We start from the raw sequence: 13,258 nt of genomic DNA on the forward strand, positions 1-13,258 counted from the left end.
CTGATGAGTGTTTTCACCGAAGAGACCCGGGACCGGGCGCGGGAGATCATCGCCCGCTATCCCGCGGACCGGTCCCGCTCGGCCCTGCTGCCGCTGCTGCACCTGGTCCAGTCCGAGGAGGGATACGTCTCCCCGGCCGGTGTCGAGTTCTGCGCCGAGGTGCTCGGGCTGAACAAGGCCCAGGTCGGCGCGGTCGCCACCTTCTACACCATGTACAAGCGCAAGCCCACAGGTGAATACCTGGTCAGCGTCTGCACCAACACGATGTGCGACGTGCTCGGCGGGCAGGCGGTCTACGACACCCTGGCCGAGCACCTGGGTGTCGGGCACGAGGAGACCACCGCCGACGGGAAGATCACCCTGGAGCACGCCGAGTGCCTGGCGGCGTGCGACTACGGCCCGGTGATGACCGTCAACTACGACTTCTACGACAACGTGGAGCCGCAGGGCGCGCTCGGCGTGGTGGAGGAACTGCGTAACGGCGGCCGGCCGATGCCCACCCGCGGCGCGCGGCTGTGCACGCTGAAGGAGATGGCCGTGCAGCTCGCCGGTTTCGCCGACGAGCGCGACGGCGCGGTGGCCGACGGCGGGCCGGGCGAGGCCACCCTGCGTGGGCTGCGCCTGGCCGAGCAGCACGGCATCTCGGTGCCGGGCTTCGACCCGAAGACGCCGATCCGCAGCAAGGCCGAGGCCGACCGGGCCGCCGCCGAGGCGAAGGCGAAGGCCGAAGCCGAGAAGCCGGCCCCGGCACCCGCCGGCAACGCGGGCACGGGTGCGCCGGCGAAGCCGGAGGCGGCCACCGGCAGCACCGCGCCGGACGTCAAGGCGCCTGACGACAAGTCGCCGGAGGTGCGTGCCGCGGAGACCCGGCAGCCGGACGCGCGGACGCCGGTGGCGGAGGCGCCGGGCACCAAGGTCCCGACGGACGGCCCGGCCCCGGGGCCCCGCGACGCGCAGGCGGCGCAAGCGGCAGGCGAGGCCGCCAACCCGCCGGCCGGTGACGGCAAGCCCGCCGGCGACGCGGCCGACGCGCAGGAGCGCAACCTCAAGGATGCGGAGTCCGGTACGGGCGCGGACGGCGCCGACCCGGCAGACGCGAGCGGAACGGGGGTCCGGAAGTGACCACGCCTCGGCCGGAGACACTGGCCAAGCTCACGCCCGTGCTCACCAAGCGCTGGCTGTCGCCGGACGCCTGGCGGCTCGGCACCTACGAGAACCTGGACGGCTACGCCGCCCTGCGCAAGGCCCTCAAGGCGCACCCGGACGACCTGATCCAACTGATCAAGGACTCCGGGCTGCGCGGCCGGGGCGGCGCGGGCTTCCCCACCGGCCTGAAGTGGGGCTTCATCCCACAGGGCGACGGGAAGCCGCACTACCTCGTGGTGAACGCCGACGAGGGCGAGCCGGGCACCTGCAAGGACCTGCCGCTGATGACCCACGACCCGCACGCGCTGGTCGAGGGCGTCATCATCGCCTCCTACGCGATCCGGGCCAACCGGGCCTACATCTACATCCGCGGTGAGGCCGTGCACGCCGCCCGCCGGCTGCGCAACGCGGTGCAGGAGGCGTACGCGAAGGGCTACCTCGGCCGGAACATCCTCGGCTCGAAGTTCGACCTCGACCTGGTGGTGCACTCCGGGGCCGGGGCGTACATCTGCGGCGAGGAGACCGCGCTGCTGGACTCGCTGGAGGGCTTCCGGGGCCAGCCCCGGCTGCGCCCGCCGTTCCCGGCGACCCACGGCCTGTACGCCAGCCCGACCGTGGTCAACAACGTCGGCACCATCGCCAGCGTGCCGTACATCGTGCTGGGCGGCGCGGACTGGTGGAAGACCATGGGCACGGAGAAGTCGTCCGGCCCGATGATCTACTCGCTGTCCGGCCGGATCGTCGACCCCGGCCAGTACGAGTGCTCGATGGGCATCACGCTGCGCGAGCTGATCGAGCTGGCCGGCGGGATGAAGCCCGGGCACAACCTGAAGTTCTGGACCCCGGGCGGCTCCTCGACGCCGTTGCTCACCGCCGAGCACCTGGACGTGCCGCTGGACTTCGAGGGAGTGGCGGCGGCCGGCTCGATCCTGGGCACCACGGCCACCCAGATCTTCTCCGACCAGGACTGCCCGGTGTACGCGACCTACCGGTGGCTGGAGTTCTACCACCACGAGTCGTGTGGCAAGTGCACCCCGTGCCGGGAGGGCAACTACTGGATGGTCCGGGTCTACCGGCGCATCCTGTCCGGCCAGGGCACCCACGAGGACCTGGACACCCTGCTCGACACCTGCGACAACATCCTCGGCCGTTCGTTCTGCGGCCTGGGCGACGGCGCGACCAGCTCGGTGACCTCGTCGCTGAAGTACTTCAAGCAGGACTACCTCGACTACATCGAGGGACGTACCGCGCCGAAGCTGTCGGGCAAGCAGCTGGTGGGAGCGCACTGATGCGCGCGCGAGTGAGCGAAGCGAGCCCCGCAGTCGCGAGCGAAAGGCAAGCACTGTGACCGACGTAGCCAAGCAGACCGAGACCGTCACGCTGACCATCGACGGCGTCGAGGTCACCGCGCCCAAGGGGGCGCTGCTGATCCGCGTCGCCGAGCAGCTGGGCACGGAGATCCCGCGTTTCTGCGACCACCCGCTGCTGGCCCCCGCCGGCGCCTGCCGGCAGTGCCTGGTGGAGGTGGAGGGCCAGCGCAAGCCGGTCGCCTCCTGCACCCAGACCGTCGCCGACGGCATGGTGGTGCGCACCCAGCTCACCTCCCCGGTCGCCAAGAAGGCCCAGGAGGGGGTGATGGAGCTGCTGCTCCTCAACCACCCGCTGGACTGCCCGATGTGCGACAAGGGCGGCGAGTGCCCGCTGCAGAACCAGGCGATGTCGACCGGCCGCACCGACTCGCGGTTCCACGAGCACAAGCGGGAGTACCCGAAGCCGCTGCCGATCAGCACCCAGGTGCTGCTCGACCGTGAACGCTGCGTGCTCTGCCAGCGGTGCACCCGGTTCTCCGACGAGATCGCCGGGGACAAGTTCATCGACCTGATGGGACGCTCCTCGCACGAGGAGATCAACATCTACCGGGACGACGCGTACGGCGAGGAGGGCGACGCCGGCGATGTGCCGTTCAACTCGTACTTCTCCGGCAACACCGTGCAGATCTGCCCGGTGGGCGCGCTGACCGGCACCCAGTACCGGTTCCGGGCCCGCCCGTTCGACCTGGTCTCCACGCCGAGCGTCTGCGAGCACTGCTCGGCCGGCTGCGCCCAGCGCACCGACTGGCGGCGCGGCAAGGTGCAGCGCCGGCTGGCCGGCGACGAGCCGGCGGTGAACGAGGAGTGGAACTGCGACAAGGGCCGCTGGGGCTTCCAGTACGCTCGCGCGTTCGACCGGCTCAGCACCCCGCTGGTGCGTGACGACAAGACCGGTGAGCTGCGCGAGGCGTCCTGGAGCGAGGCGCTCACCCGGGCCGCCGACGGGCTGCGTGCGGCCCGCGACGCGCAGACCGGCACGGCGGTGCTGACCGGCGGCCGGCTGACCGTCGAGGACGCCTACGCGTACGCGAAGTTCGCCCGGGTCGCGCTGCGCACCAACGACATCGACTTCCGTGCCCGCCCGGTCTCCCGCGAGGAGGCCGACTTCCTGGCCAGCAGCGTCGCCGGGATCACCGACGTGACCTACGCGGACGTGGAGAACGCGCCCGCGGTGGTGCTTGTCGGCCTGGAGCCGGAGGAGGAGTGCCCGATCCTCTTCCTGCGGCTGCGCAAGGCGTACCTGAAGAAGAAGCTCACGGTGTACGCACTCGCGCCGTTCGCCACCCGGGGCCTGGAGAAGCTCGGGGCCAAGCTGGCCCGCGTGGTGCCCGGCGAGGAGGCCAGCGTGCTGGCCGAGCACGCCACGGTGGCCGAGGCGCTGGGCAAGCCGGGCGCGATCCTGATCGTCGGCGAGCGACTCGGCGCGGTGCCGGGTGGGCTGTCCGCCGCGGCGGACGTGGCCCGGCGTACCGGCGCGCGGTTGGCCTGGGTGCCGCGGCGCGCGGGTGACCGCGGCGCGGTCGACGCCGGCTGCCTGCCCAACCTGCTTCCGGGCGGACGGGTGGTCACCGAGCCGGCGGCCCGCGCGGAGCTGGGCGAGGCGTGGGACATCCCGGCCGGGGTGATCCCGAGCCAGGCCGGCCGCGACACCGACGGCATCCTCGCCGCGGCGGCCAACGGGCAGGTCGGCGCGCTGGTGGTGGGCGGCGTCGACCCGGCCGACCTGGCCGACCCCCGCCTGGCCGAGTCGGCCCTGGACGCGGTGCCGTTCCTGGTCAGCCTGGAGCTGCGGATGAGCGCGGTGGCCCGGCGGGCCGACGTGGTCCTGCCGATCGCCCCGGTGGTGGAGAAGGCCGGCAGCTTCCTGGACTGGGAGGGCCGGCTGCGCCCGTTCGAGAAGGTGCTGGACACCGGCGCGATGACCGACGGCCGGGTGCTCGACGCGCTCGCCGCCCAGCTCGACGTGCGGCTGGGCACCGGTGACGTGACGAGCGTGCGCCGGGAACTCGGCGCGCTGCCGCGGACCAGGGTGCAGCGCCCGTCGGCCCCCTCGGTCGAGCCGGCCGCCGTGCCGCAGCCCGGCCCGGGGCAGGCCGTGCTGTCGACCTGGCACCAACTGGTCGACCTGGGCAGCCTCATCGACGGCGACGAGCACCTCGCCGGCACCGCCCGCCCGCCGGTGGTCCGGCTGGGCAAGGGCACCGCCGAGGCGCTGGGTGTCGCCGACGGGGACCCGATCACCGTCGGCACCGACCGCGGCGCGGTCACCCTGCCGGCGGCGATCACCGAGATGCCGGACGGCGTCGTCTGGCTGCCGACCAACTCACCCGGTTCCACCGTGCGGCGCAGCCTCGGCGCGACGTCCGGCGACGTGGTGAGCGTCTCCGCAGTCGGGAACGAAAGGTGGGTGCAGTGAACCCCGTCATCCTCGCGGCGCAGGATCCGACGCTGGCCGACTTCGGCAAGGACCCGTGGTGGCTGGTACTCGGTAAGATCCTCTTCGCGTTCGTCGTCGCCGTGCTGGCCACGCTGCTCGGCGTCTGGTTCGAGCGCCGGGTCGTGGGTCGCATGGCGGTGCGGCCCGGCCCCAACCAGGCCGGCCCGTTCGGTCTGCTGCAGACCCTCGCCGACGGCGTGAAGCTGGCCTTCAAGGAGGACATCCTCCCGAAGAAGGCCGACAAGGTCGTCTACTTCTTCGCCCCGGTCATCTCGGTGGTCTGCGCGGTCACCGCGCTGTCGGTGATGCCGTTCGGGCCGATGGTCAGCATCTTCGGGCACCGGACGCCGTTGCAGGTCACCGACGTGTCGGTGGCGGTGCTCGTGGTGCTGGCCTTCTCCTCGCTGGCCGTGTACGGCATCGTGCTCGGCGGCTGGGCCAGCGGCTCCACGTACCCGCTGCTCGGCGGTCTGCGATCCGCCGCCCAGCTGGTCTCGTACGAGGTCACCATGGGCCTGAGCGTCGTCGCGGTCTTCATGACCGCCGGCACCATGTCGACGAGCGGGATCGTCGCCGCCCAGGGTGACGGCACCCGGTTGAGCATCGGCGGCTTCGACATCCCGACCCCGGGCTGGTACGCGGTCCTGCTGCTCCCCAGCTTCGTCATGTTCTTCATCGCCATCGTCGGCGAGACGAACCGGGCGCCGTTCGACCTGCCGGAGGCGGAGTCGGAGCTGGTGGCCGGCTTCCAGACGGAGTACAGCTCGCTGAAGTTCGCGCTGTTCATGCTCAGCGAGTACGTCGCGATGGTGACGATGTCCGCCTTCACCGTGACGCTCTTCCTCGGTGGCTGGCACGCGCCGTGGCCGATCACGCTCTGGTCGGGCGCCAACGAGGGTTGGTGGCCGATGCTGTGGTTCTTCGGCAAGGTGATCATGCTGGTCTTCGTCTTCGTCTGGCTGCGCGGCACGCTGCCCCGCCTGCGGTACGACCAGTTCATGCGGTTCGGCTGGAAGGTGCTGCTGCCGCTGAACCTGGTCTGGATCCTGGTGCTCGCCGGACTGCGTTCGATCGAGGACTGGCAGACCCGGGACCGGCTGCTCGTCACCGCCGTCGGCGCGGGCGTGGTGTTGTTGGTCGCGCTGTTCTGGCCGAGCCGCAAGAAGCAGCCCAAGCCGTCGCTCCAGGAGCAGGCAGACAGCCGGCCGTACGGCAGCTTCCCGCTGCCACCGATGGATCTTCAGGTTCCGCCGAGCCCGCGTACCAAGCGCGTGGTCGCCGAGCGGGAGCCGGCCAACGTCGCCGCCGGCTCGGACTCCAGGGAGGTGTGACGTGGGCGCGATCACCGGAACGTTCAAGGGCTTCGGTGTCACCTTCTCGCACATGTTCAAGAAGGTCGTCACCACCGACTACCCGTTCAAGCCGCCGGTCTCGGCGCCGCGCTACCACGGCCGGCACATCCTGAACCGGCACCCGGACGGGCTGGAGAAGTGCATCGGCTGCGAGCTGTGCGCCTGGGCCTGCCCGGCCGACGCGATCTACGTGGAGGGTGGCGACAACACCGAGGAGCAGCGGTTCTCTCCCGGTGAGCGGTACGCCAGCACCTACCAGATCAACTACGCCCGGTGCATCTTCTGCGGGCTCTGCATCGAGGCCTGCCCGACCCGGTCGCTCACCATGAGCAACGAGTACGAGCTGGCCCGGGACAACCGGCAGGATCTGATCTTCACGAAGGAGCAGCTGCTCGCACCGCTGCTCGAGGGCATGGAGCAGCCGCCGCACCCGATGCGGCTGGGTGACAGCGAGAAGGACTACTACGTCGGTGCGCTGACCAATCCGGGCACCTCGGCCGGCGCGGAGCACTCGTCGATGGGCCCCGGGCGGTACCGGGTGGAGGAACACCCAGGTGTCACCTTCCCCGGCGCCGAGCAGGCCGAGCAGCGGGCCGCCGCCTCGGCGACGGGCCAGGAAGGAAAGTCATGACCTCGGCTACGGTGCTCGCCGCGGCGGGCGAGGTCTCCGGGGGTGAGGAGGTCACCTTCTGGATCCTCGCCCCGCTGGCCCTGCTCGGGGCCGTCGGCATGGTGTGGGCCCGCAACGCGGTGCACTCCGCGCTGTGGCTGGTGCTGACCATGCTCTGCCTGGGCGTGTTCTATGTGCTCCAGGCCGGGCCGTTCATCGGCATGGTGCAGGTCATCGTCTACACCGGTGCGATCATGATGCTGTTCCTGTTCGTGCTGATGCTCGTCGGCCGCGACGCGTCCGACTCGCTCATCGAGACGCTGCGCGGTCAGCGGATCGCCGCGGTGGTCCTCGGGCTCGGTTTCGCCGGTCTGGTCGGCAGCGGTCTCTACCGCGCGCTCGACGGTGTCCAGCCGGTCGGGCTGGACCGGGCGAACGCCGAAGGCAACGTGGAGGGCATCGCCCGGCTGCTCTTCACCAAGTACGTCCTGGCCTTCGAGCTGACCTCGGCGCTGCTGATCACGGCCGCGGTGGGTGCGATGGTGCTGGCGCACGTGGAGCGCCGCAAGGCCGACCGGATGGATCAGGTCGCCACCATGAAGGCCCGGTTCCGCCCCGGCAACTACCCCGGTCCGAAGCCCGGCCCGGGTGTCTTCGCCACGTCGTCCTCGGTGGCCACCCCGGCCCGCCTGCCGGACGGCCGGCTCACCGAGCGCAGCATCCCGGAGATCATGCCGGTGCGCGAGTTGACGGCTGAGGAGACCGCACTGAAGGGGACTGATCGGTGAGCGCGAGGAGTGCAGCGGAGCGGAGCCCCGCAGTCGCGAACGAAAGGCCGGCACGGTGAGCGCGAGGAGTGCAGCGGAGCGGAGCCCCGCAGTCGCGAACGAAAGGCAAGCGCAGCCATGACCCCGGACTACTACCTGATCCTCGCGGCGGTGCTGTTCACCATCGGCGCAGTCGGCGTGCTGGTCCGGCGCAACGCGATCGTGCTGTTCATGTGCATCGAGCTGATGCTCAACGCGGCCAACCTGACACTGGTCACGTTCAGCCGGATCAACGGCGACCTGAACGGCCAGATCATGGCGTTCTTCGTGATGGTGGTGGCGGCGGCCGAGGTCGTGGTCGGGCTCGCGATCATCATGTCGATCTTCCGGACCCGGCGCTCGGCCAGCGTCGACGACGCCAACCTGCTGAAGTACTGAGGGGCCAGTCGTGGAACAGATTCTGACGATCGCCCAGGCTGAGCCGGCCGGAACCGTCACCTTCGCGACGGCGGACGGACTCCTGGGCAGTGTCTGGCTGCTGGTGGCGATCCCGCTGCTCAGCGCGGCGATCCTGCTGCTGCTCGGCAAGCGGGCGGACCGCTGGGGCCACTGGCTGGGCGTGGCGTCCGTCGGTGCCGCCTTCCTGCTCGGGCTTACCTACTTCTTCCAGCTTCGCGGCTTGGAGAACAAGCAGGTCGAGTTGAGCCTCTGGGACTTCATCACGGTCGGCGACCTGAGGGTGGACTTCGGTCTGCTCTTCGACCCGCTCGCCGCGGTGTTCGTCCTGCTGATCACCGGGGTGGGTTTCCTCATCCACCTCTACGCCGTGGAGTACATGGCCCACGACCCGGGCCGGCGACTGTTCTTCGCGTACTTCAACCTGTTCGTCGCCGCGATGCTCCTGCTGGTGCTCGGCAACAACTACGTGATGCTCTACTTCGGCTGGGAGGGCGTCGGTCTGGCGTCGTACCTGCTGATCTCCTTCTGGTACGGGCGGCCGAGCGCGGCCACGGCCGGTAAGAAGGCGTTCCTGATGAACCGGGTCGGCGACGCCGGTCTGGCCATCGGCATCTTCGTCCTGTTCGCCATGCTCGGCACCACCCAGTACGACGAGGTGTTCAACGGGGTCGGCTCGCTGACCTCGACCACCGTGCTGGTGCTCGGTCTGCTGCTGCTGCTCGGCGCGGCCGGCAAGTCCGGCCAGTTCCCGCTGCAGGCGTGGCTGCCGGACGCCATGGAGGGCCCGACGCCGGTGTCCGCGCTCATCCACGCGGCCACCATGGTCACCGCCGGCGTCTACCTGATCGCCCGCTCCAACCCGATCTTCTCGGCCAACGAGACGCTGCAACTCGTGGTGGTCAGCGTCGGCGCGCTGACCCTGCTGATGGGCTGCATCATCGGCGCGGCCAAGGACGACATCAAGCGGGTGCTGGCCTGGTCGACGGTGAGCCAGATCGGCTACATGTTCCTGGGCGTCGGTCTGGGTGGCGGCGCGTACGCGCTGGCCATCATCCACCTGCTGGCGCACGGCTTCTTCAAGGCCAACATGTTCCTCGGCGCCGGCTCGGTCATGCACGGCATGAACGACCAGGTGGACATCCGCCGATTCGGCGGGCTGTCGAAGTACATGAAAGTCACCTGGCTGACGTTCATGATGGGGTGGCTTGCCATCATCGGCATCCCACCGCTGTCCGGCTACTTCTCGAAGGAGCCGATCATCGCGTCCGCGTTCGAGCGGGAGGGCTGGACCGCCTGGCTCTTCGGTGGCGCCGCGCTCCTCGGCGCCGGGCTCACCGCGTTCTACATGACCCGGCTGTTCGTGCTCACCTTCCACGGCCCGAAGCGGTGGACCGAGGACATCGAGCACCCGCACGAGTCGCCGAAGCTGATGACGATCCCGCTGATCCTGCTCGCCGTCGGCTCGGTGGTGGCCGGTGGTCTGATGACCCTGAACGACAGTGTGGTGTCCTGGCTGACCCCGGTGCTCGGTGACGAGGCCACCGGTGAGGCGCACGGCGTGCTCTCGCACACCGTGATCACCGTCCTGTCGATCCTGATCACCGTGCTCGGGGCCGGGCTGGCCTGGTTCCTGTTCCGCACCGGCACGGCCACCGAGCCGAAGCCGGCCGGTGTGGTGGTCACCGCCGCCCGCCGCAACCTCTACACGGACGCCTTCAACGAGGCGGTCTTCGAGAAGCCGGGCATCTTCCTCACCCGGGCGCTTGTCTTCCTCGACAACCGGGGCATCGACGGGCTGGTCAACGGCCTGGCCGCCGGGGTGGGCGGTGGCTCGGGCCGGCTCCGGCGGCTGCAGACCGGTTTCGTGCGGTCGTACGCAACCTCGATCCTGGCCGGTGCGCTGCTCGTGGTGGCGGCGTTCCTGGCGGTGCAGGCGGGGTGGCTGGCGTGATCGACCTCAACGCGGCCGCCCCCGCCGGTGGGCCACGCAGTCACGACGGAGGTAAGGCCGAATAATGTCCAACTTCCCGTTCCTCTCGGTGCTGACCGTGGCGCCGCTGGTCGGCGCCCTGGTGGTGGCTCTGCTGCCACGCAGCCGGCCGGACCTGGCCAAGCTGGTGGCGTTCGGCTGGTCGCTGCTGGTGCTGGTGCTCTCGGTGGTGATGTGGTTCGCCTTCTCCGCCGGTGGTGACCGGTTCCAGTTCCGCGAGTCGTACCCGTGGATCCCGAACTGGGGCGTCAACTTCACCCTCGAGGTGGACGGCATCGCGCTCGTCATGCTGATGCTGATCGCGATCCTGGTGCCGCTGGTGATCCTGGCGTCCTGGCACGACGCCGAGGCGTCGAAGCGGTCCGTGCCGGCATACTTCGCGCTGCTGCTCGTCCTCGAGTGCACGATGATCGGTGTCTTCGCGGCCTCCGACATCTTCCTGTTCTATGTGTTCTTCGAGGTCATGCTGGTGCCGATGTACTTCCTGATCGGCAGCTACGGCGGCCACCAGCGGCAGTACGCGGCGGTGAAGTTCTTCCTCTACTCGCTCGTCGGTGGCCTGTTCATGCTGGCCGCGGTGATCGGCCTGTGGGTGGTCGGCGGGAAGACCTTCGACTGGCAGGCGCTCACCCAGGCGGAGTTCGCCACGGACACGGGCCGCTGGCTGTTCCTCGGCTTCTTCGTCGCCTTCGCGATCAAGGCGCCGTTCTTCCCGTTCCACACCTGGCTGCCGGACGCCGGTGGTGCCGCGCCGGCCGGTGCCGCCGCGCTGCTGGTCGGCGTGCTGGACAAGGTGGGCACGTTCGGCATCCTGCGGTACTGCCTGCCGCTGTTCCCGGAGGCGGCGCAGTGGTTCGCCCCGTGGGCGCTGGCGCTGGGCGTGATCGGCATCATCTACGCCGCGCTGCTGGCGGTCGGCCAGAACGACCTGAAGCGGTTGGTGTCGTACACCTCGATCGCGCACTTCGGGTTCATCGGCGTGGGTATCTTCGCGTTCACCACCCAGGCCGGCACCGGCGCGGTGCTCTACATGCTCAACCACGGCCTGGCCACCGGCCTGCTCTTCCTGGTGGTCGGCATGCTGATCGCCAGGCGTGGCTCGTCGCTGATCAGCGACTTCGGCGGCGCCGGCAAGCTGGTTCCGGTGCTGGCCGGTGTGCTCTTCTTCGCCGGTCTGGCCTCGCTCGCGTTGCCGGGCACCGCGCCGTTCGTCTCCGAGTTCCTGGTGCTGATCGGCACGTTCACGGTGAACAAGCCGGTCGCGGTGATCGCCACGCTCGGCATCATCCTGGCGGCGGCGTACGTGCTGTGGATGGTGCAGCGCACCACCCAGGGCACGCTGAACCCGGCCCTGACCGAGGTCGAGGGCATGCGTCGGGACCTCAGCCTGCGCGAGAAGGTCGTCGTCGCACCGCTGATCGCGCTGATCGTGCTGCTCGGCTTCTATCCGAAGCCGGTCACCGATGTCATCAATCCCGCCGTCCAGGCGACCATGCAGGACGTCGGCAAGTCCGACCCCGCCCCTGAGGTCGGCGGCGTCCAGGAGGCCGCAAAATGACCGAGCTCAAGCTGCCGTCGATCGACTACGCGGCGCTCGCTCCCATCCTGATCATGTTGGGCGCGGCCCTGTTCGGGGTCCTGGTCGAGGCGTTCGTGCCGCGCCGCCTGCGTAACCCGGTGCAGCTCGGGCTCGCGCTGCTGGCGGTGCTCGCGGCGACCACCATGGTGATCCTCAACTCGGACGACCGGCTGATCACCGCCGGTGGCGCGATCGCGGTGGACGGGCCGACGCTCTTCCTCCAGGGCACCATCCTGGTGCTGGCCGCGATGGCGCTGCTGCTGGTCGGCGAGCGCACGGTGGAGCGGGGTGGCGCGTTCGTGGCGCACGCCGCGGTCACCGCCGAGTCGGCGGAGGACCGCAAGCAGGCCGACGGCGTCGGCGGGGCCACCGAGGTCTACCCGCTGATGTCGTTCGCGATCGCCGGCATGCTGATCTTCGTGGCGGCGAACGACCTGCTGACCATGTTCATCGCGCTCGAGGTCTTCTCGCTGCCGCTCTACCTGCTCTGCGCGCTGGCCCGCCGCCGACGGCTGCTGAGCCAGGAGGCCGCGCTGAAGTACTTCATGCTCGGCGCGTACGCCTCGGCGTTCTTCCTGTTCGGCGTGGCCCTAATCTACGGCTTCACGTCCGGGATCCCGGGTCGCGGGGCCGACGTGGACTTCGCCACCGTGCACGCCGCGGTGAGCGAGTCGTCGTCCAGCCCGGTGCTGCTCTTCGCCGGCATGGCGCTGCTCTCCATCGGCCTGCTGTTCAAGGCCGCCGCCGCGCCGTTCCACGTCTGGACGCCCGACGTCTACCAGGGCGCACCGACGCCGGTGACCGGCTTCATGGCCGCCTGCACCAAGGTCGCCGCGTTCGGCGCGCTGCTGCGCGTCTTCCACGTGGCGTTCGCCGGGGCGTCGTGGGACTTCACCCCGGTGCTGGGCACGGTGGCGGTGCTGACCATGCTGGTCGGCGCGGTGCTCGCGGTCACCCAGACGGACATCAAGCGGCTGCTTGCCTACTCGTCGATCGCGAACGCCGGCTACCTGCTCGTCGGGGTGCTGGCGCCGAGCCGGGAGGGGCTGTCCGGGACGATGTTCTACCTGGCCGCGTACGGCTTCTCGGTGCTCGCCGCGTTCGCCGTTGTGACGCTGGTGCGCGACGCCGACGGCGAGGCCACCCACCTGTCCCGCTGGGCCGGGCTGGGGCGCCGGTCGCCGTTCTTCGCGGCGATCTTCACCTTCATCCTGCTGGCGTTCGCCGGTATTCCGCTGACCAGCGGGTTCACCAGCAAGTTCGCGGTCTTCGGCCCGGCGCTGGAGGCGAACCAGACCTGGCTGGTGATCGCCGGCGTGTTGACCAGCATGGTGCTGGCCTTCCCGTACCTGCGGGTCGTGGTGATGATGTGGCTGTCCGAGCCTGGTGAGGCGACCCCGACGGTGACCGTGCCGGGTGCGCTCACCTCGGCGGCCCTGGTCATCGGCGTGCTGGCCACGCTGGCGCTCGGTGTGGTTCCCGGCCCGCTGCTCGACCTGACCACGGGTGCCGCCGAATTCGTGCGATGACAGAGGTGATCTCTGCGGG

Annotated in this window: 10 protein-coding genes; all 10 read left to right on the forward strand. The window is 70.1% G+C overall.

Going from position 1 to position 13,258, the window contains the following annotated elements; all coding sequences use genetic code 11:
* The first annotated feature begins 3 nt into the window (after positions 1–3).
* The 10 genes from nuoE (at position 4) to nuoN (ending at position 13,239) form a co-directional block, all read left to right on the forward strand.
* A complete protein-coding gene (gene nuoE, locus ACLQ2X_RS17505) occupies positions 4–1,122 on the forward strand; it encodes an NADH-quinone oxidoreductase subunit NuoE (protein ID WP_425682098.1) in 1,119 nt (372 codons plus the stop codon).
* On the forward strand, positions 1,119–2,435 hold the full coding sequence (gene nuoF, locus ACLQ2X_RS17510; protein WP_425682099.1) for an NADH-quinone oxidoreductase subunit NuoF: 1,317 nt from the start codon (positions 1,119–1,121) through the stop codon (positions 2,433–2,435). Before nuoE ends, nuoF begins: the two co-directional genes overlap by 4 nt.
* Positions 2,436–2,490: 55 nt before the next feature.
* A complete protein-coding gene (locus ACLQ2X_RS17515; RefSeq protein ID WP_425682100.1) occupies positions 2,491–4,932 on the forward strand; it encodes an NADH-quinone oxidoreductase subunit G in 2,442 nt (813 codons plus the stop codon).
* A complete protein-coding gene (nuoH, locus tag ACLQ2X_RS17520) occupies positions 4,929–6,284 on the forward strand; it encodes an NADH-quinone oxidoreductase subunit NuoH (RefSeq protein ID WP_425682101.1) in 1,356 nt (451 codons plus the stop codon). Before ACLQ2X_RS17515 ends, nuoH begins: the two co-directional genes overlap by 4 nt.
* A 1-nt stretch (position 6,285) precedes the next feature.
* Positions 6,286–6,936 carry an NADH-quinone oxidoreductase subunit NuoI gene (gene nuoI, locus ACLQ2X_RS17525; RefSeq protein WP_425682102.1) on the forward strand — a complete coding sequence of 217 codons (651 nt, stop codon included), beginning with the start codon at positions 6,286–6,288 and terminating at the stop codon, positions 6,934–6,936.
* On the forward strand, positions 6,933–7,703 hold the full coding sequence (locus ACLQ2X_RS17530; protein WP_425682103.1) for an NADH-quinone oxidoreductase subunit J: 771 nt from the start codon (positions 6,933–6,935) through the stop codon (positions 7,701–7,703). Before nuoI ends, ACLQ2X_RS17530 begins: the two co-directional genes overlap by 4 nt.
* 117 nt (positions 7,704–7,820) lie before the next feature.
* Positions 7,821–8,120: an NADH-quinone oxidoreductase subunit NuoK gene (gene nuoK / locus ACLQ2X_RS17535; RefSeq protein WP_319459737.1), complete on the forward strand. Its 300-nt coding sequence runs from the start codon at positions 7,821–7,823 to the stop codon at positions 8,118–8,120.
* A 10-nt stretch (positions 8,121–8,130) separates the two neighbouring features.
* Positions 8,131–10,092 (forward strand): NADH-quinone oxidoreductase subunit L, encoded by a 1,962-nt coding sequence (gene nuoL, locus ACLQ2X_RS17540; protein WP_425682104.1) that lies wholly within the window; start codon positions 8,131–8,133, stop codon positions 10,090–10,092.
* Between the two features lie 64 nt (positions 10,093–10,156).
* On the forward strand, positions 10,157–11,689 hold the full coding sequence (locus tag ACLQ2X_RS17545) for an NADH-quinone oxidoreductase subunit M (protein WP_425682105.1): 1,533 nt from the start codon (positions 10,157–10,159) through the stop codon (positions 11,687–11,689).
* Positions 11,686–13,239, forward strand: coding sequence for an NADH-quinone oxidoreductase subunit NuoN (gene nuoN / locus ACLQ2X_RS17550; RefSeq protein WP_425682106.1), 1,554 nt, complete (start codon positions 11,686–11,688; stop codon positions 13,237–13,239). The genes ACLQ2X_RS17545 and nuoN overlap by 4 nt, the downstream gene beginning before the upstream one ends.
* Positions 13,240–13,258: the final 19 nt, after the last annotated feature.

The sequence above is a fragment of the Micromonospora sp. DT31 genome (assembly GCF_049841795.1).
In the GTDB taxonomy this organism is placed as follows: Bacteria; Actinomycetota; Actinomycetes; order Mycobacteriales; family Micromonosporaceae; genus Micromonospora.